We start from the raw sequence: 19788 nt of genomic DNA, 5'->3' as shown, positions 1-19788 counted from the left end.
ATCATCCTCGCTCAACTTGCATGTGTTAAGCACGCCGCCAGCGTTCGTCCTGAGCCAGGATCAAACTCTCCGTTGAATCCTTTATCCTTACCTGTTCCATCTTCTCGGATCGTTCCCGCTTGGCTTCTCTTCCTCGTCCTCTTCGGTTGTCAAGGGGCTGCACTGACGTTTGGCGATCCAATGTGAACCGCGTTTCGTTCAGTGCAAGGGAAATGATACACCCTGGAGCATTTTTTGTCTATATCTTCTTTTAGTTATGTTATTGGCTTATTTGTAATCTACAAAGCTTCATATCGCAAACGGCCCCGAACGATCAAATTCCACAGATCGCTGAAACGGCGCTCAATGCCTGCCGGCAACAGAAAAATCCCGAAAACGCCGGTTTTCGGGATTTTTCTGTTGCGCATTTTTTTCGGCTCAGTTTTTGCCGGTGAGTTCGTCCAATTCACCTGAGCGAATCGCCACGCGTTCGATGCCGCAGGCTCTGCCGTCCTCGTCGTCGATCTCAACGATCACGCCGTTCAGTCGCACGTCCTCCTGGGCAACTTCGAACTTAGCCGGCAAAGAGGTGAGAAACCGGGGCAAAACGCTTTCGTAGGTCATGCCGATGGAGCTGCGGAACGCGCCGGTCATGCCGACGTCGCTGATGTAGGCGGTGCCGCCGGGCAGGATTTCTTCGTCGGCCGTCTGGACGTGGGTATGGGTCCCGACCATGGCGGAAACCCTTCCGTCAAGGTACAGTCCCATGACGCGTTTTTCCGAGGTGGCTTCGGCGTGGAAATCGACGAAGACGGGAATGTCGTCGCCGAGTTTCGGCAGTACCTCGTCCATGGCGCGGAAGGGGCAGTCGGTGAGGGGCATGAAAACGCGTCCCTGGATGTTGACGACGCCCAGTCTTTTGCCGTTCCTGCCGGCAAGGATCGTCCAGCCGCGGCCGGGCACGCCCTGCGGGTAATTGAGGGGACGGAGGACGCGGCTCTCTTCATCCAGAAGAGGAAGAAACTCTTTTTTGTCCCAGATGTGGTTGCCCGAGGTGATGCCGTCTACGCCGGCGGCGAAAAATTCGTTCATGATCTTTTCGGTGAGGCCGCGGCCGGCGGCGCTGTTTTCGCCGTTGACGAGGACGAAATCGAAGGGGCCTTTCAGGCGGCGCAGCTTGGGCAGCATGGCGAAAAAGGCGTTTCGCCCGGGGCTGCCGACGACGTCGCCGACGAAGAGTATTCTCATGGGCGAAGCCTACTTGGCAAGGTCGGAGGCGCGGATCTCCTTGATGGCGGTGACCTTGATCTGGCCGGGATACTTCAGTTCTTCCTCGATCTTGCGGGCGATGTCGTAAGCCAGTTTGGCCACGGACGCCTCGTCGGGGACGCTGGGCGCGACCAGCACGCGGACTTCGCGTCCGGCCTGGATGGCGAAGGCCTTGCTGACGCCCTTGAAGCCGTTGGCCACGGTCTCGAGTTTTTCCAGACGTTTGACGTAGGCGTCGATGCTCTCGCGACGGGCGCCGGGGCGCGCTGCGCTGATGGCGTCGGCGGTGGCGACGATGACGTCGTAAATGCTCTTGACTTCCATGTCTTCGTGGTGCGAGCCGATGGCGTTGATGACTTCGGGCGGCTCGCCGTAACGTTTGGCGAGGTCGGCGCCGATCAGGGCGTGCGGGCCCTCGATCTTGAAATCGACGGCCTTGCCGATGTCGTGAAGCAGGCCGGCGCGACGGGCCAGTTCTTCGTTGACGCCCAGCTCGGAGGCGATCATGCCGGAGATGTACGCCACTTCCATGCTGTGCTGCAGGGCGTTCTGGCCGTAGCTGTAGCGGTAGCGCAGCTGGCCGATGGTGCGGACCAGCTCGGAATTCATCTGCTTGATGCCGAGTTCCATCAGCGCCTGATCGCCGGCGTCGGCGATGGACTCCTCCACTTCGGCGGTCGCTTTGGCGACCAGCTCCTCGATGCGGGCAGGATGGATGCGGCCGTCCACAACCAGCTTTTCGAGCGACAGACGGGCGATCTCGCGGCGCACGGGGTCGAAACAGCTCAGCGTCACCGCTTCCGGCGTGTCGTCGACGATCAGGTCGACGCCGGTGGCCGTCTCGAAGGCGCGGATGTTGCGGCCTTCGCGGCCGATAATGCGGCCCTTCATCTCGTCGTTCGGCAGCGACACGGTGCTGACGGCGACGTCCGAGGATTTCTCCACGGCGCAGCGCTGCACGGCGGTGACGATGATCTCGCGGGCTTTCTTGTTCGCGTCGCGCTGGGCCTGGGCTTCCATCTCCGCCAGCCGCAGGCCGATCGCGTGCTGAGCGCTGTCTTCGACCTCATGAAGCAGCTGGGCGCGGGCCTGGTCGCTGGTCATCTGAGCGATCTGTTCGAGGTCGGTGACGCGCCTCTTGCAGAGCTCGTCGGCTTCCTGGATCTTCTTTTCCAGATCGTCCTGACGGGTCTTCATCTCGTCCTCGCGGTGCTGGAGCTTTTCCAGCTTGCGGTCGAGTTTCTCTTCTTTCTGCTCCAGAAGGCGTTCGGTGCGCTGCAGCTCCACGCGCCGCTCCTTGGCGTCCCGCTCGGCTTCGAGGCGGACTTTGGAAGCTTCGTCACGCGCCTCCGACACCAGCAGCTTGCTGTCGCGCTCGGCGCTGGACCGCGCTTCCTTGACGATGTTCTCCGCCTGAGAGCGCGCTTCCGCCACCTTGCGCGCGGCCACGCCCTTGGCGATGAACATCCCCGCCCCCGTGCCCCCGATGATGCCGAGGAGCACTCCAAGTACCAGATAAATACTCAAAAGTTCTCACTCCTTATGAATTTGTCAATATAAAATCGCCCCGCCCATTTTCAGGCGGCAGCGGAAGCCGGCATCCCTTCGAAAAATAAATGAAAACATATGTTGAGGGGAACGCGGGCTTGACAAAAATCTGCCTGTAACGTTTTTTATTTTACAGTTATCTGCGAAACTTCACAAGGGGAAAACGTAAAAATTTCCCCATAAAAAGGCCGGAAAAATCTTCGTGCGTTTTCGGACATCCATCGTTTACAACAGCGGAAGCCCATGAGAAAAAGAGTTCCTCATGAGCTTCCGCGCATCGCTCTGTACCGTTATTCTTCATCGCCGCCAGTCCCTTCGCCGAGACTGCGGAAATTTTCAAGTTCTTCATGCAACTGCGAAAACGCCTTGCGGACCGCGGACGACGAAAAGCCGCGGCGGCGCAGACGAGCGTCGAGTTTTTGCGGCGTCATGCCGCGCTGATTTCCCCACTGGCGCGCCAGGCGCAGCGCCCGTTCGGCCTCGTCGATTCCGCTCTCCGCAAGGGCGTCGTCGATATCGGCATGGCTGACGCCGCGCGCTCTCAGTTCGTCGCGCAGGCGGCGCAGGCCGAAATCGCGCTTGGAATCGACGTAGAGCAGCGCGTAGGCGCGGTCGTCGATCATGCCGATCTCTTCGAAACGGTCCAGCAGCTCCGCCGCTTTCTCCTCGGGGCAGCGGCGCTCGCGCAGTTTCCGCGCCAGCTCTTTGCGCGTGCGCGGGGTCGAAACGAGGCGGATCAGCACGGACTCCCACTTCATGTCTTCGTCGGGCAGGGCGGAAAAAGGCAGGGAGCGCTCTTCTTTCATCAGGCGGTCCTCGCGATGTCGAGCATGCGCCCGTAGCGGCTCAGCACGGCCTGCATGAGCAGTGGGAAGCTCTCGTAGGGATCGCCCTGCGCGATCAGAGCGAAGGCTTCCTGGCGCGCGACTTCCATGACGGCGCCGTCGCGGATCAGATCGGCGACGCGGAAATCCGTCAGGCCGTGCTGGCGCACGCCGCAGAACTCGCCCGGACCGCGCATCTGCATGTCCGCCTCGGCGATCGCGAAGCCGTCGCTGAGGGAGCAGAATTGATCGAGGCGGTGTTCCGCCTCGGGATTTTTCGGATCGGCGTAGAGGATGCACCAGGACTTGGCGGGGCCGCGGCCGACGCGGCCCCGCAGCTGATGGAGCTGCGAGAGGCCGAAGCGTTCGGCGTTTTCCACGACCATCACCGTCGCGTTGGGCACGTCGACGCCGACTTCGATGACGGTCGTGGAGGCGAGCAGGTCGATGCGTCCCGCCGAGAATTCGGTCATGACGGCGTTTTTTTCCTTTTCGCTCATGCGCCCGTGGAGCATGGCCAAACGCCGCTTCGGAAATTCGCGCCGGAGCCGTTCGAAGCGCGACTCCAGCGGCGCGGCGTCGAAGTTCTCGCTTTCCTCGATGAGCGGGCAGACCCAATAGATCTGACGGCCGGCGGCCATTTCGCTTTCGAGGAAACGCAGCATTCTCGGCAGGCGGTTGTCGCCGATCCACACGGATTTGACGGGCTGGCGGCCGTCCGGCAGCTGACGGATCGTGGACACGGCCAGGTCGCCGTAGACCGAAAGGGCCAGCGTGCGCGGGATCGGCGTGGCCGTCATCACCAGCGTATGCGGCGCTTCGGCGCCGGCTTTGCTGTTCAGGGCCTTGCGCTGGAGCACGCCGAAGCGGTGCTGCTCGTCGATGACGATCAGGCCGAGCCGCTTGAAGCTGACGGCTTCCTGAATCAGCGCATGGGTGCCGACGACGACGCGCAGCGTGTCGTCGGACAAACGCTCGTGGATTTTTTTCTTTTCGGCGGGCGCGACGCCGCCGGTCAGCAGGCCGACTTCGACGCCCAGAGGTTCGAGCCACCGGCTCAGCGTCAGCGCGTGCTGCTGGGCGAGCACGGCCGTCGGCGCCATCATGGCGGCCTGCACGCCCGAGTCGAGCGCCTGCAGGATCGCCAGCACGGCGACGACGGTCTTTCCCGAACCGACGTCGCCCTGCAGCAGCCTGTTCATGGGCACGGAACGGCGCATGTCGTCGGCGATTTCCTGCGCGACGCGGCGCTGATCGTCGGTGAGTTCGAAAGGGAGCCCGGCGAGGAACTTCCGCGTCAGGTCCGCCTGCCCGGTCAGCGCGGGGGCTTTCCTTTCGAGGCAGCCGCGACGGTGGCGCAGCGCCAGACCGACCTGGAGCAGAAAGAACTCCTCGAAGACGAGGCGCTGCCGCGCGGCGCGGAAAAGCGCCTCGTCAGTGGGCTGATGCATCTGGCGCACGGCGGAGGCGGCGTCGATAAAATGGAACTTCTCGACGATCGGCGGCGGCAGGATATCGGGGATCGTCGGGGCCAGGGTTTCGAGCACCGTGTCGATGACGCGGCGCAGCCATTTTTCGTTCAGCCCAGCCGTCGCGGAATAAACGGGCACGATGCGCCCCACGCTGCGCGGATCGCTGCCGTCGAGGATCTCGAACTCGGGATTGAGCAGCTCCGGCACGGGACGGCGCGGCTCCAGCGAGCCGTAAAGCGCCAGTTCCATACCCTCCCGCAAGATTTTGCTCAGGTTCCAGCGGTTGAACCACAGGGCCCAGGCCACGTTTTTGCCGTCGCTGAGGCAGACGCGCGTGATCTGCATGCGGCGGTTGCTTCGCGCCACGCGCTGTTCGATGGAAACAACTCGAGCCCGGAAGGCCTGAGGCGGCCCGCCGGGCGCAAGATCCTGGATCGTCACGATCTGCCGCCGGTCTTCGTAGCGGCGAGGGAAAAAATACACGAGATCTTCCGCCGTCGCGATGCCGAGACGCTGAAGCAGCAGCGCCTTTGCCTCGCCGATGCCGCGGATGGCCGTCACCGGGTCGTCCAGGCGGAGGAAGCCCCGGTTCATTGACCTTGCTTCTCCTGCAGGCCGTCGAGCAGCATGTTGTACCGCAGCACCGCGGCCTTGGCGTCGGCGACGAAATGCTCTTTCGAGCGGCGCAGTTCCTCGATTTCGCCGAGAAGCTGCGTTTTCTGCGCGACGGCGTCGGCCAGGATGCCTTCGGCTCTCGCTTTCGCCTGCGCGAGCACGGCTTCGCTTTCCTTCTGGGACGAGGCGAGAAAGTCCTCGGAAGTTTTTTTCGCCATGGTCAGCGCGTTCTGCAGCGACACCTTGAGCTCGTCGTTCTCTCTGATGGTCGTCTCCAGCTCGCGGATGCGCATCTGGTCGGTGGCGTGGAGTTCGGAATATCTTTGCAGCGTGTCGGCGACGCGGTCGAGAAACTCGTCGACTTCGTCGGCCGCATAGCCGCGCAGGCCCCGCGAGAAAACGACGCCCTCCACGTCCACGACCTTGAGCAAGTCCAGGTCGTTTGCCATCCCCTACTGCTCCCGGCCGTTTTCTTCAGGCAGCCATTCGATCACGGCGTTTTTGTTCAGCGAAAGCAACAGGCTCGTGCTCGTCACCGTGTAGAAGGCGCCGTCGTGCATGCGCACGAAATCCGCCATGCGGCGGGCCACGTCGGCGGCCGTTTTGCGGTCTTCCTTTTCGAAATCGAGCATCACCGTCTGTCCCTCTACGAGCGCGTCTTCGATGTCGTCGAGCATTCCGGCGACGCCTTTTTTGACCAGCACCAGCGGCTGCGCCGCCTCATCCTGACGGCGCAGCGACTCGCCGAAGCGGCGCAGACGGCTGGAAAAAGAGCCGGAAGAGCCGGCCGCATGACGTCCGCCGTCGCTCTCGAGCTCCGCAGCTTCCTCAGGTCCGCCGTTTTCTTCGACGGCGTTCGCGGCGGCAAAAGCCCGTTCGTCTTCCACTACAGCGGGAGCCGCTTCGTTTTCCGCCGCAGGGACTTCCGTTTCTTCCTCATCGTCGGGGACGACAAGGCGCTGGATCTTCTTCATATAGTCGGTACGACGCTTCTTGTTCCGGTGAGATTCCACCACGACGTCGCCGCTGTCGGCGAGACCGAGAAATGACAAAAGCTTGTTGGCCATGGGGATTTCCTCCTAACGATGTCCAAAGATTGCGGTGCCCACGCGAACTTCGGTGCTGCCCTGTTCGATCGCCCACTCGAAATCGCCGCTCATGCCCATGGAAAGACGCGGCAGATCGCCCGCCGAAATGCGCAGGCGGTCGCGCAGTTCGCGCGTGGCGTCGAAAGCGCCGCGGACCGCTTTTTCGTCGCCGCCCAACGGGCCGATGGTCATCAGCCCCTGAAGCGCCAGATGCGGGCATTGTCCTCTGACAAAATCCGCCAGCGCGGGAACTTCCGCCATCGGCGTTCCCGTTTTCGACGCTTCGCCGGAACTGTTGACCTCGATCAACACGTCCAGGCGCCGGTCCTTTTCGGCGCAGACGCGCTCGACCGCCGCGGCGATCTCCTCGCCGTCGATGCTTTCGATCACGTCGAAGAGCTCCACCGCCTTGCGCGCTTTGTTGCGCTGCAGATGGCCGATCAGATGCCAGACGGCGCCGAGCTCCGCGGGAAAGTTTGGGATCTTGGCCTGTCCTTCCTGAACGCGATTTTCGCCAAAATGAGTCACCAGTCCGGTACGGGCCGCCGCGACCACGGTTTCCAGCGGCTTGGTCTTGCTCACCGCCAGCAGCGTCACATCCGACGCCCTGCGGCCGCTCCGCAGCGCCGCCAATTCCATGCGGTCCAGAATCGACCGGATCGACGCGAACATTTCCGACTCTACCATAACCGCACCCTCTTTTCTTCGGCATTTGCCGCTTCAAGTATAACAGGATTTCCGGCGGAAAGCCCCGAGGCGATGAAAAAACGGCCGTCCTCGATGGGCTTTCCGGTGACGCTGCGGAAGACGAGCCGGTCGCCGACCAGCTCGAAAACGCCGTAGGTGCCGTGGCGGATCGTCACCGCCGAGTCCGGCACCACCAGCCCCGCATCCTCGTCGGAACAGACGAGGAAGTCCACCTCGCGCGACAGCGCCATGTCCATGGGGAAATAGGGCATGTCGAGCGCCACTTTGGCGCGCTCGTCGCCGTACTTCACGTACACGCGCACGCGCGCCGTCCACTTCGGCCCCTTCGACTCGCGGCGGATGGAGATGGAACCGCGCTCCAGTCCGGCCCGCAGCCGGTCGGTCAGATCAAGGTAAAAGATCGCGCGCGGCTCCTGAGGCAGGTAGATCAGTTTGCCCACCGCGCGGACGGCCGTGTCGAGCGGCTTCAGATCCTCGACCCAGCGCAGCTCCGGCGCTTTGGGGAGCAAGCCGGAACCGAGCCACAGCGTCGGATAATCCCAGTGGTCTTCCGCGCCGTCGATGGCCGGCAAAAAGTACCCCCGCGCCGGCGTGCGGATCGCGATCGTGCGTCCGCGCGTCAATACGGTCGCCACCACTTCGTCGTCGGCCACGGCCGCTGCTTTGCCGCCGTAAGCCAGCTGCACCGTGCCGCCCGACGGAGCGGTGAGCACCTTCTCATGCCAGAGCAGCAGCGCGTGAACCGGCTGCTCTTCTTCGTAGAAATAGGGCTGAGGCGTGAACAGCGGCGGCATGGCCTCTTCCGCGCTCTGTCTGGCCCACAAAAAATAGAATCCGGCGGCCAGCGCGCAGATGCCGGTTGCCAGGACGACGCGCAGGAAACGCACGGGCCACGGCTCTTTCGCGTGGGGCTGATCCTCCGGCATTCGCCGCGAAGGAGGAACGTTCCCGGCTGCAGCGAGTTTCTCCTCCGCGCGTTTCGTCCCGAGAGGAGAGAGAGGCTGCGGGACCGTTTTCCCTGCATCCGCCCTCGCAGAACGGGGCGGTTCCTCCGCGCGCCGCCCGGCAGGCCATGAAACTCCGCCGCGCTCCGGCGCTTCCGTCTCCGCCGGACGGGAAGGGCGACGGCTGATCTGCCCGCTCGCCGCGCCGCTTTCATGCAGGTCCGGCAGCCTCACGGAACGCTGCGAACGCGGACGTATGGGCCATTTGAGCTTGCCGCGCCCGGACGGGGCCGAACCGTCAGAAACGTCCTGCGCCGGCGCCTCCGACGCCATGCTCTTTCCCGGCGCAGCGCCGCTCAGATCGGGCCTCCGCCGCGGACGCCGCGGCCATGTTACGGCGTCTCCCGTCGATGCGGGCGCGGCGATCCCTTTCCCTTCCGCCGGCACGCGTTCCGTTTTTTCGCGTGTCTGTTTCGTCGATTTTACGTCATGTCGTCCCATTGCCGCGCCTCCGCACTCAACTATCGCTCCGATCAGTTTTTTATTGTAGCGCAAAACGTCAAAAATTTGGAGATGGCAACGAGACGCCGCATCGTTTTGGCGGCGGAAAATTTCTTTTTTCGCGGACATCCCCGCTTCATGGCGGCCGTTCTTATGCTATAGTATGGAAAATTCTCGAGAAGAAAAGGGGACTTCGCCGTGGAACTGCACGATGCTTCGCCGCCGCACGCCGTGCCGGAGACCGCGCCCGACGCCGGGGATTCTTTCCGCAGCGCGCTGTTCTTCCTGCTTTTTACGGTCAGCCTGACGCTGCCGAACCTGGTGTATTCGGGCACTTCGTTCTTTCAGACGCTGCACCTGATGAAGTGGTGTTTCGCGCTGGTCCCCGTCGGTCTGCTGGCGCTCTGCGCGGGCGCCCCGGCGCTGCTCGACGGCAGGCGCGGGCCGCTGCGCCTCGACGTCATGGGGCTTTACTGGCTGCTCTTCATGGTTTTCGTGACGCTGCAGCCGCGCTGGGTACCGCTTCGCTCCGTGCCCGGCTGGCAGCGCGAGTGGTTCTTTTTCGCCGGCTGCGTCGTCTTCTATCTGGCGGCGTTCTCCTTTTTCAAGGAAGGCTGGCTGCGTCCGATCCTCTGGCTGGCGGCGCTGAACGCCACGATCAACGGGATTTTCGCCGAGCTGCAGGTACGCGGCCTCGTCGCGCCGCTCCGGGGCCTGAAGCTGGTCATGCAGACGCCGGGGCACTACATCGGCAACACGGGACAGCAGAACATGCTCGCGCTGTGGCTGGCGATGGCGCTGTTCTCGTCGTTGTTCCTCTTCGTCAGCTACGGCGGTCTTTTCGCCAAAAATCTCCGGAACAGGATCATGATCGCCGGCAATCTGCTCTTCTACGTGGTCATGTCGTGGTGCCTGATCCGTTCCACGAGCCGCTCGGGGATCCTCGCGTTCTGGGTGGGGGCGCTGGCGATGGCGCTGCTGATCTTCTTCACCTCGCGCGACCGCGGCCAGCTCAAACGCGCCGCCCTCGGCATCGCCCTGTTCTTCGCCGTGCTGGCCGTGTTCATCCTCGCCGATACGGGGCGGGGCTTCGACTTTTTGCTGAAGACGCGCGACATGATCAAAAATATCGCCGACGTCGCCGCCCGCCGGGAAATCTGGCAAACGTCGTGGCAGGTCGGCGCGTTTCGGCCGCTGACCGGCGTCGGCCTGGGGCAGTTCAAATGGTACTATCTTCAGGGGCAGCGCGCCGCCATGACGCTCGATCCCACCATGAAATGGCAGTTCACCTACTGGGCGCACAACGAAATCCTGCAGTGGTTCTGCGAGTTCGGCCTGTGGGGCGTTCTGTCGCTGCTGCTGGCCGCCCTGCTCTGGCTGGCGGCGTTGTGCCGCTGCGTGCGCCGCCGCCGCGGCCGCCGGCTGCCCATGGAGTTCCTCTGGGGGAGTTCGTTCCTGTTCCTGGTCTGGTTCGACGCGCTCTGGACGCGCCCGTTCCACCGCATCGAAAACTCGCTCTGGGTCGCTCTCGCTTTCGCGCTTTGCAGCCGCCACCTTTTCCGGGGCGAAGAGGGCGCGTTCGCGCCGAAGAAATTGCCTTCGCTGTTCTACCGCCTGACGGGCGCCTTCATGCTCGCCGCGGCCGTGGGCGGATTCTGGTTCGGCATCGACGGCATCCGCGCCGACTTGCTGCTGCGCCGCGCCGAGAGCTTCACCGACGACGTGGAGGAAAAAGTCCGGCTTATGAACATCGCCCGCCACAGTCCGATGGTGCGCGACCTGGCGGAGCACGAGCTGGCCATGCTGCGCCTCCGCCTGGGCGAAAAGCTCGGCGACCGCGGGATCATCGCCGACGGCCTCAATCAGCTGATCGCCTGCTTCGTTCAGCAGCCCACGGCGCAGGACTTCGCCACGCTGATGGACTACGCGCGTCGGTCCAATATCGTCCCGCTGCTTGAATTTCTCGAACCGTACGCCCCGCCGGAGCCGCCTGCAGGCGCAGCGGCAGGCTGATTTTCTGCCGTCCACATGGATATATTTCGTACAAAAAAATCCTGAGCCGGAAAATCGGCTCAGGATTTTTTGCAGCGCGGCGGGAAGCCATAGGCGTCGCCGCGGCCGACCGCCAGACGGCGGCCGATGTTTTTCATGCGCAGGGCGAGGACGCCTCGGCCTTCGGCGGCTTCTTCGCCGGTGCAGATCTTGCGGTCGTAGAGGGCGTAATCCCGGCGCACGGCCGGCGGCGAAAGGTTGGGCATGACGACGTTGGCTCCGGCCAAAATCCCCAGCTCGCGCCCGTCCGCCGCGATCGTGCCCAGCGCCGTGGTGGCGGGAATCAGGGCTTTGGGAAAAAACAGGCGCAGCAGCGACAGGCACAGCAGCGTCAGTTCCAGCGTGCCCGCCGGCGCGTGACCGAAAGGCGTGTCGCGCTGGGGGATGAAGGGGCCGACGCCGATCATCTGCGGCTGCAGTTCCTTCATGAACTGAAAGTCGGCGGCGAGGTGCGCGGGCCTCTGCCCGGGCGAACCGACCATGAACCCGGCGCCGACCTGGTAGCCGAGGCGTTTCAGCGTCCACAGACAGCGCCTGCGGTTTTCCGGGCGCTGCCGCAGCGGGTGGAGCATACGGTAATGTCCGTCGCAGGCCGTCTCGTGGCGCAGCAGATAGCGTTCGGCGCCGGCCTCGAAAAACATCCGATAGGCTTCGTCGCTGCACTCGCCCACCGAAAGCGTCACGGCGCAGTCGGGGAACTCGCGGCGGACGGAAGCCACGAGCGACGCGATGCGCTCGGGCGGATACCGCGGATCCTCGCCGCCCTGCAGCACGAACGTGCGAAATCCCCAATCGTAGCCCTGCCGGCAGCAGCCGAGGATCTCCTCTTCGCCGAGGCGGTAGCGCCGCACGGCGCCGTTGCCGCGGCGGATGCCGCAATAATAGCAGTCGTTGCGGCACTCGTTGGTGAACTCGATCAGGCCGCGCACGTACACCTCGTCGCCGTAATAGGCGCGGCACAGCGCCTGCGCCGCGCCTGCCAGCGTGCGGCGCAGCTCGGGCGAGTTGTTTTCGAGCAACGTCTGCAGATCCCGTGGCGGCAGATCGTGTTCCGCGATCAGGCGCGCCGCGAGCGTTCGGATTTTGTCGTCCATGGCAGATTCTTTTCCGGCTCCCGACATCTGCCGGTCAAAGCTCCCGTCCGGCGCGCCGGGAGGAAACCGCCTCTTCTTCTCCAACCGCGCAAACGGGACGGTGTCGAACCGAATAGGGATTCTTGTTGGGGCGCTCCGGCTCGGGAGCGTCGATGGCCCGCTTCATGACGGCCATCGCCAGCGACGAAAGCGCCAGCGGGAAAATCCACAGCCCCAGCAGCCCCCAGAACCAGCGCAGCGAAATCCCCGCCCAGTGATGGAGCGCCAGCGCGATCCAGGCGGGCGCCGACCACTCGGCGCTGAGCGCCAGCGATACCAGCAGCCCTGACCAGAAACCGTCCTGTTGCCGTTTTTTTGCCACCGTCCCCCGCCCCTTTCCGGCGGACTCTCCCTCCGCCGGCGAACATTATAACAATCCGGCCGGCGGCGGACAAGCATACGGCACCAGGAACGCCGGCGCCCATGCCTCGAAAATTCTCCCCAAACGATTCGTTCGCCGGCCGTCCCCGGTCAGAAGGCGATCCTGATATTTATTGCATACAAAAAACGACAAATCATATTTTATGCTTAATTTTGAACAGGAAAAATATTTCATCTCCGATTCTCTATAGTCAGAGTTAAAATTATTTTGTATAATTCAATTATGCACTATTGGAGCTAAGGTCCCGAGAACTTTTCTCCGCCGGAGCGCAAATGAATCGGCTCTCGCGCCGCAGGCATGAGAGCGAAATTTTTGAGGAGGTGTTTTTTCATCATGAGCAGCACTTGGAATGGCAATTTCAGCTACAAAGCAATGCACACGCGTCCTTCTCCCGTCCGCGAGATCCTCGCGGTCATCAAAAAGCCCGGCATGATCTCCTTCGCCGGCGGCATGCCCGCGCCCGAGGTCTTTCCCGTCAACGAGTTCTACGAGAGCGCGCACCTGCTTAAGGACAACGGCACCGAACTGCTCCAGTACGGCACCACCGACGGCAACCCGGCGCTGCGCGAGTTCCTGATCGACTTCATGGAACCGCGCCTCGGCCGCAAGGTCGGCCTGGATCAGATTTTCGTGACCACCGGTTCGCAGCAGGCGCTCGACCTGTTCTCCTGGGCCATGCTCGATCCCGGCGACGTCATCATCACCGAAGATCCGTCCTATATGGCCGCCATCACCGTGTTCATGAATCACGGCGGCGTGTGCCGCGGCATCCCCTGCGACGCCGACGGCCTTCAGGTCGAAAAGGTGCCCGCTCTGATCGAGTCGCTGCGCGCCGAGGGCAAAAAGGTCAAGTTCCTCTACACCATCGTCAACTTTCAGAATCCCGGCGGCATGACCATGAGCGTCGAAAAGCGCAAGAAGCTGGCGGCCATCGCCGAGGAGTACGACATCGGCATTTTCGAGGACGATCCTTACGGCTACGTGCGCTACGAAGGCGAGCATCTGCCCTCCATCTTCTCGTTCGACACGGTCGGCAACGTGATCTATGCCGGTTCGTTCTCCAAAATCCTGGCGCCCGGCACGCGCACGGGCTGGGTCATCGGCGATCCCGCCATCGTCCGCAAGATGTGCGTCTTCAAACAGAGCACCGATCTCTGCTCCAGCTCCGTCGATCAGGCCCTGATCGCCGAGTATTGCCAAAAAGGACACCTTGTCAGGCATCTGCCCAAAATCATCGACAACTACCGCAAGCGCCGCGATTCCATGGAAGAGAGCATGAAGCGCCATCTGGCGCCTCTCGGCGTCACGTGGGTCAAGCCTCAGGGCGGCTTCTTCTACTGGATCAACGTGCCCGGCGTCAACACCGACGAACTGATGAAGCGCGCGCTCGACAAGAAGGTCGCCTTCATCCAGGGTTCCGCCTTCGCCGTCGAGCCCGGCGCCTGCATCAACAACGCCCGTTTGAACTACACCTACTGCTCGCCCGAGGTCATCGAAGAGGGCATCGCCCGCATCGCCGCGGCCATCCAGGAGATGAAGGCCGAAGCCGAAGGGATCAAAGCGTAGTTCTTCGTAAATCATTCGTAAATCATATGGGGAGGGGAATTTCCCCTCCTTTTTTTGAAAAGAAGTTTGGAGTTTTTCGTAGGCTGCGCGCTCCGGTTCGCCTACCCCGAAAGCGAATGGAAAGCGTTCGATGCCATCATCGCGGATACGGCCGCATCGTTCAAGATCCCGCCGGCGAACTGGAAGTTCCCGGCAGAGCCCCATTCCCCCGCCGTGCGACGGGGGAAGCTCCGAATAGAATATTCCCACTCCAGGAGGGATACATCATGCGCAAATCTCTGACGGCACTTTTGGCGGCGGCGTTCCTGTGCGCGGCCGGTACGGCTTTCGCGGCGGCGCCGTTCCACATCGGCGTCTGCACCGAGACCGTCTCGCAGGCGGAGGACAACCTGCGCGGCGCCGAGGAACTGATCCGCCGTTACGGCGACGTGGCCGACGGCGGCTACATCAAGCACGTGACGATGCCGGACAACTTCATGGCCGAGATGGAGACCACCATCAGCCAGATCGCGGCCTTCGCCGACGATCCGCTGATGAAGGTGGTCGTGGTCATGACGGCCGTGCCCGGTACGACCGAGGCGTTCCGCCGCATCCGCGAGAAGCGTCCCGACATTTTGCTCTTCGCCGGCCAGCCGCAGGAGGATCCCGGCGTCATCGAGAGCATCGCCGATCTCGCCACCAACATCGACTCGATCACGCGCGGCTATCTGATCATCTACGGCGCCAAGAAGCTGGGCGCCACCGATTTCGTGCACATATCCTTCCCGCGCCACCTCAGCTCGGAACTCAAACTGCGCCGCTTCAACATCATGAAGGCGGCCTGCGAGGACATGGGCATCGCCTTTCATGCCGAGACGGCGCCCGACCCGATGAGCGACGTCGGCGTGGCCGGCGCGCAGCAGTTCATCCTCGAACACGTGCCCACGTGGCTTGACCGTTACGGCCAGAAGACGGCGTTCTTCTGCACCAACGACGCTCACACCGAGCCGCTGCTCAAGCAGATCGCCGCGCTCGGCGGCATTTTCGTCGAAGCCGACGTGCCTTCGCCGCTGATGGGCTATCCCGGCGCGCTGGGCCTGGATCTTTCCAGCGTGGCCGGCGATTTCCCCGCCATCCTCAAGCGCATCGAGGAGGAGGTCGTCAGGCGCGGCGGCGCGAAGCGCATGGGCACCTGGGCCTATTCCTCCGGCTTCACGGCCGTGGTCGGGCTCGCCGAGTACGGCAAAAAATGCGCGGAAGCCGGCGTCAGCGCCCAGAATTTCCGCCGCCAGTTCAAGGCCGACGACCTGTTCGCCGTTTACGCGGCCAACACGCCCGGCGCCAAGTGGAACGGATCTTACTACCGCGACGCGCAGACGGGGCTGGAAAAGAAGAATCACCTGCTGGTCTATCAGGACACGTACGTGTTCGGCCAGGGCTACCTGGGCAACACCGAGCTGCCGATCCCCGAGAAATATCTCGCGATCAAATAAGATCTCTTAAAAAGATCGCGCCGCAATACTGATTCTTTGCTAAAACGACGAATGTTCTCCAAGCCCCGGGGAAGATCTACAAAGCGAGTTGCGCAGGCCGCGCAGCGGTCGAGACAGTCCTGAGCGACTGGACTCCTTCGAAGAGCGAGGCAACTCGTTCGTCGTTTTCCACCAAGAGTCGGTAGAGAAACTCGGACGTTTCCTCTCGAACTCCTTCCCCGTTCCCCCTCGCCCCAGGAGACTCGGAGATTGAAAGCCCCTAGGATGTGAGATCATATGAACTCGAAGAACAAGGAAATTATCGTGATGGGTTTCGGTTTGTTTGCCATGTTTCTCGGCGCGGGCAACATTATTTTTCCTCCCTATATCGGGATTGTCTCCGGCCAAAAGTGGCCCGCAGGCCTCTTAGGCTTCGCCGTCACGGGAATCGGAATGCCTTTGCTCGGGCTGCTTGCCACATTCAGAGCCGGGGGCAATATCGACAAATTTGCAGGGAAGGTCAGTCTGCCTTTTGCAAAAGCCTTCAATTTTGCCATCCTTCTGTGTATCGGGCCGCTGTTTGCCATTCCCCGGACGGCAGCGACGACCTTCGAGGTGGGAATCCTTCCCCTTTTGGGGGCCTTTGACCCGGGGAGTATTCTGGGCATTTCCTGGAGCGCGATCGCGGTTTCCTTCATCTTCTTCGCCGTCACGCTCTATTTTTCTCTCAATCCTTCCCAGGTGCTTGACCAGATTGGGACATACTTCACCCCTTTTTTAATTCTGATGCTGGGCTTCATCATCGTCAAGGGAATTCTCGTGCCTATCGGCAAACCGGCCGCTCCTGTGGTCGACAACGCCTTTGCTCTCGGTTTCACCGAGGGCTACCAGACCATGGACGCTCTTGCCTCAATGGCCTTTGCGAGCATCATCATGGCTGACATCATGGGGCACGGTCACGGCAATACTAAGGAAGGACTATCAATGGCCGTCAAGGTCGCTCTCGTTTCCATGCTGGGCTTCCTCTTTGTCTACGGAGGGCTTGTCTACCTGGGAGCTTCGGGGGGAGAGAGCTTCGCCAATACGAAGGACGGGCACACCGCCATCACGGTCAGACTCGTGGACGCTATCGCCGGCGACACCGGCAGATACGCCTTGGCCAGCGCCATGACCTTCGCCTGTCTGACCACAGCGATCGGTCTCACCACGGCGGTGGCGGGATATTTCGAAAAGCTCCTGGACAAACGGCTCTCCTATAGGGGCTTGGTCTGGATCATCGTCACCACCAGCGCCGTCCTTTCGGTGTACGGGGTGAGGCACATCATCTCTTTGTCCGTACCGGTCCTGTACGCTCTTTACCCCGTGGCCATCGTCCTGATCCTCCTGAACTTGTTTGATCGGGGAATCACCCCCGGGGTCTACCGAGGAGCCGTCGTCGGAGCTTTCCTCATAGGGATCCTCTATGGCTTACAGCATGTGAGCACAGTTGCTGACCAAGCCAAAAATATGCTGGCCGCCATCCCGCTTGGGCAGGAGGGCTTTGCCTGGATCTTTACGAGCGCCCTCGGCGGGATTGCCGGAGCAGCCTGAACAAGGAGACGCCGCAAAAACGCAGCGCCCGAAAAATAATACTCGTTCTTTAGTAGAATGACTCGACTGTGAAAGCTCGGTGCCCCGAGAAGGTCCCGTCGCTCAGAACTGTCTCGACCGCTGCGCGGTCTGCGCAACTCGCTTTGCGTATTTCCTTCGGGGCGCTCTTGCTGTTCGGTATTTCGGAATAGTAGCAATCGCTCAAGACGGCGGCGTTCCTGCCTGGGACGCCGCCGTTTCCCGTCTCGTTTTCGCGCCTCGGACGCCGCCGGACGGAACGGCGCGCGGACGGCGGCAAGATCTCGCTTGAGCCTTCATGGATTTGTCGTATAATGGAGCCTGTCGGTCTCTTCGTTGTGCAAAGGACGCCGCCGTCATGTGAACGGCGGCCGGAAGTTCTCCGCGCGTTTCGCGGGCCGCCCGCGCGGGGACGGCGGTACTGAGCCTTGTGGGATCACAGCATATCGCCGGCGCGGGACCGGCGAAAGGCGCGATGTGCTTTCAGAGCGGCCGAAAAAACGGAGGAGGTTCTCGCCCATGAAAAACATGGACCGCCGCTTTCGCCAGGCCAACTTCGAAGCCCTGTGCTCCATAGTCCTGGCGCTGTCGTTCTTCGTCTGGTGGTACGCTTTCGCCTACGGGCTGGGATCGGGAGATCCCGCGCGCTACCGCTTCGTGCTGGGGCTGCCGGAATGGTTCTTTTATAGTTCCGTCGCCGGCCCGGTGTTGTTCTGCTTTTTGGCGTGGCTGATGGTGAAGTTCCTATTCAAAAACGCCTCGCTGGCCCCGCACGAAAAGGAGGAAGCTTCCCATGATTAACTGGCCGCTGCTGACTCCCGTGCTGGCTTACCTGGCCGGCGTCTATCTGCTGGCGCTGTACAGCGGCGCGCGCCTGGAGAAAAGCAAAAGTTTCCTCAGCGAATACTTCATCGGCAGCCGCAGCATGGGCGGCTTTGTTCTGGCGATGACGCTGGTCGCCACCTACACTTCGGCGTCGAGCTTCATCGGCGGCCCCGGCGTGGCCTACAAGACGGGGCTGGGCTGGGTGCTGCTGGCGGTGATCCAGGTGCCCACGGCCTGGCTGACGCTGGGGGTGCTGGGCAAAAAGTTCGCCATCGTCGCCCGCCGCATCGACGCGATCACGGTCAACGACTTTCTGCGCGAGCGCTACCGCAGCCCGCTGCTCGTCGTGGTCGCGTCCGTCAGTTTGATCCTGTTTTTCCTCGCGGCCATGACGGCGCAGTTCATCGGCGGCGCGCGGCTGTTCGAGACGATCACCGGACTGCCCTATCTGTGGGGACTGATGATCTTCGCCGGCACGGTCGTCCTCTACACCACCGTCGGCGGCTTCCGCGCCGTGGCGCTCACCGACGCGCTGCAGGGCGTGGTCATGATCCTCGGCACAATCGCCATGATCTGGGGCATTTCCGTTTCCGGAGGCGGCATGAAGGCCGTCATGGGCCGGATCGCCGCGGCCGATCCGGCGCTGCTCACGCCGTTCGGTCCCGATCACTTCATCGCCAAGCCGTTCATCCTTTCCTTCTGGGTGCTGGTCTGCTTCGGCACGATCGGCCTGCCGCACACCGCCGTGCGCTGCATGGGCTACAAGGACTCGCGATCGATGCACGGGGCCATCGTCATCGGCACGTTCGTCGTCAGCTTCATCATGCTCGGCATGCACTTCTGCGGCGCGCTGGGCAGCGCCGTGCTGCCGGGGCTGCAGACGCCCGATTCGATCATGCCGCAGTTGGCCGTGAAAGTCCTGCCGCCGGTCGTGGCGGGCGTGTTCCTGGCGGGGCCGCTGGCGGGCGTGATGTCCACCATCGACTCGCAGCTGATCCAGATGTCTTCGACCATCGTCAAAGACCTTTACATCAACTACGTCGATCCGGCCGCCGCCGGCGACGAACGGCGCGTCAAAAAGCTGAGCGTGTTCAGCACCGCCATCCTCGGCGCGGTCGTGTTCCTCGCCGCCGTGCGCCCCCCCAGCCTGATCGTGTGGCTGAATCTGTTCGCCTTCGGCGGCATGGAAGCGGCCTTCCTCTGGCCGCTCGTGCTCGGCCTCTACTGGCGCCGCGCCAACGCCGCCGGAGCGCTTGCCTCCGCCGTCTGCGGCGTCGGCTCCTACTTCGTCATGGGCGCGTGGCTGAAGAACTTCTACGGCATGAACGTGATCGTTCCCAGCCTGATCATCGGCCTTTCCGCCTTCGCCACCGTCAGTCTGCTCACTCCCCCGCCGCCGGGCGACGTGATCGACACGTTCTGGGGAGAATAGCGCCGCTGCAAAGACCAGACCGTCAGGACCGATTTTAAAAACAAGCCCGCCTCGAAAATCAGCCGAGGCGGGCCTTTCATTGTTTTTCAACAAGTTCCGTTTGGCGCCGGGGCGCCGAAACAGCGTTTCTCACGCAGTCTGGACGTTCCACGTGGAACGTCCTTTCAAAAACCCTGTTGACTGTCGGAATCACGTTATATGCGCCAAGACGAATTTAAATTTTTTTCCGCGTTTTTCCCACCGCGCCGCATACTCTTCATGCGGCGCGGCGAACGACGAAAAGATCCCCGAGCGGGAGACGCGTTTTTTGCGCGTCCCCCGCTCGGGGATCCTTCGTTCCGTTTTTCCCGTTTCGGCCGTTACTTCGCTTCCGCAGGCGCCTGTTCCGGCC

The 19788-nt window shown here is 62.4% G+C and carries 15 protein-coding genes, 1 rRNA gene and 1 pseudogene; 6 read left to right on the top strand and 11 right to left on the bottom strand.

The features are described from left to right. The 9 genes and pseudogenes from D7D26_RS09765 to D7D26_RS12175 all read right to left on the bottom strand — a co-directional run. A 16S ribosomal RNA gene (locus D7D26_RS09765) occupies positions 1-76 on the bottom strand; the annotation flags it as partial. A 341-nt stretch (positions 77-417) separates the two neighbouring features. Beyond that, positions 418-1227 (bottom strand): TIGR00282 family metallophosphoesterase, encoded by an 810-nt coding sequence (locus D7D26_RS09760; protein WP_078017002.1) that lies wholly within the window; start codon positions 1225-1227, stop codon positions 418-420. A gap of 9 nt (positions 1228-1236) precedes the next feature. Then, a complete protein-coding gene (gene rny / locus D7D26_RS09755; protein WP_078017017.1) occupies positions 1237-2769 on the bottom strand; it encodes a ribonuclease Y in 1533 nt (510 codons plus the stop codon). Between the two features lie 317 nt (positions 2770-3086). Further along, on the bottom strand, positions 3087-3602 hold the full coding sequence (locus tag D7D26_RS09750; protein ID WP_078017003.1) for a regulatory protein RecX: 516 nt from the start codon (positions 3600-3602) through the stop codon (positions 3087-3089). Further along, positions 3602-5743, bottom strand: a pseudogene (gene recG, locus D7D26_RS09745) (ATP-dependent DNA helicase RecG); the annotation flags it as partial. The gene D7D26_RS09750 and the pseudogene recG, both read right to left, overlap by 1 nt. Then, a complete protein-coding gene (locus D7D26_RS09740; protein ID WP_078017005.1) occupies positions 5683-6156 on the bottom strand; it encodes a DivIVA domain-containing protein in 474 nt (157 codons plus the stop codon). The pseudogene recG and the gene D7D26_RS09740, both read right to left, overlap by 61 nt. A gap of 3 nt (positions 6157-6159) precedes the next feature. Next, complete coding sequence (locus D7D26_RS09735; RefSeq protein ID WP_078017006.1) at positions 6160-6774, bottom strand: hypothetical protein; 615 nt, start codon at positions 6772-6774, stop codon at positions 6160-6162. 12 nt (positions 6775-6786) lie between these two features. Then, positions 6787-7482 (bottom strand): YggS family pyridoxal phosphate-dependent enzyme, encoded by a 696-nt coding sequence (locus D7D26_RS09730; RefSeq protein WP_078017007.1) that lies wholly within the window; start codon positions 7480-7482, stop codon positions 6787-6789. Further along, positions 7476-8429 carry a hypothetical protein gene (locus tag D7D26_RS12175; RefSeq protein ID WP_147413066.1) on the bottom strand — a complete coding sequence of 318 codons (954 nt, stop codon included), beginning with the start codon at positions 8427-8429 and terminating at the stop codon, positions 7476-7478. The genes D7D26_RS09730 and D7D26_RS12175 overlap by 7 nt, the downstream gene beginning before the upstream one ends. 717 nt (positions 8430-9146) lie before the next feature. On the opposite strand from D7D26_RS12175, the gene D7D26_RS09720 reads away from it, so the two are divergent. After that, the gene (locus D7D26_RS09720) at positions 9147-10961 is read left to right on the top strand and encodes an O-antigen ligase family protein (RefSeq protein WP_120372916.1); all 1815 of its coding nucleotides are present in this window, start codon (positions 9147-9149) and stop codon (positions 10959-10961) included. 59 nt (positions 10962-11020) lie between these two features. Here the strand turns inward: D7D26_RS09720 and hydE are convergent, their stop codons facing one another. Continuing rightward, a complete protein-coding gene (gene hydE / locus D7D26_RS09715; protein ID WP_120372915.1) occupies positions 11021-12094 on the bottom strand; it encodes a [FeFe] hydrogenase H-cluster radical SAM maturase HydE in 1074 nt (357 codons plus the stop codon). A gap of 34 nt (positions 12095-12128) precedes the next feature. Further along, on the bottom strand, positions 12129-12455 hold the full coding sequence (locus tag D7D26_RS09710) for a hypothetical protein (RefSeq protein WP_120372914.1): 327 nt from the start codon (positions 12453-12455) through the stop codon (positions 12129-12131). Between the two features lie 393 nt (positions 12456-12848). Here D7D26_RS09710 and D7D26_RS09705 point away from each other — a divergent pair, with 393 nt between their 5' ends. The 5 genes from D7D26_RS09705 (at position 12849) to panF (ending at position 19397) form a co-directional block, all read left to right on the top strand. After that, the gene (locus D7D26_RS09705) at positions 12849-14081 is read left to right on the top strand and encodes an aminotransferase-like domain-containing protein (protein WP_078017012.1); all 1233 of its coding nucleotides are present in this window, start codon (positions 12849-12851) and stop codon (positions 14079-14081) included. Between the two features lie 266 nt (positions 14082-14347). Continuing rightward, positions 14348-15553, top strand: a complete 1206-nt coding sequence (locus tag D7D26_RS09700) for a DUF3798 domain-containing protein (protein WP_078017013.1) — start codon at positions 14348-14350, stop codon at positions 15551-15553. A gap of 276 nt (positions 15554-15829) precedes the next feature. After that, positions 15830-17122, top strand: coding sequence for a branched-chain amino acid transport system II carrier protein (gene brnQ, locus D7D26_RS09695; RefSeq protein ID WP_120372913.1), 1293 nt, complete (start codon positions 15830-15832; stop codon positions 17120-17122). 537 nt (positions 17123-17659) lie between these two features. Further along, positions 17660-17941: a YhdT family protein gene (locus D7D26_RS09690; RefSeq protein ID WP_078017015.1), complete on the top strand. Its 282-nt coding sequence runs from the start codon at positions 17660-17662 to the stop codon at positions 17939-17941. Then, positions 17934-19397 (top strand): sodium/pantothenate symporter, encoded by a 1464-nt coding sequence (gene panF / locus D7D26_RS09685; RefSeq protein ID WP_199674752.1) that lies wholly within the window; start codon positions 17934-17936, stop codon positions 19395-19397. The genes D7D26_RS09690 and panF overlap by 8 nt, the downstream gene beginning before the upstream one ends. Positions 19398-19788: the final 391 nt, after the last annotated feature.

It is taken from the genome of Pyramidobacter sp. CG50-2 (genome assembly GCF_003612005.1).
Taxonomy (GTDB): domain Bacteria; phylum Synergistota; class Synergistia; order Synergistales; family Dethiosulfovibrionaceae; genus Pyramidobacter.
The sequence above is the reverse complement of the archived record's forward strand: the minus strand, read 5'-3'. Positions and strand labels throughout refer to the sequence as shown.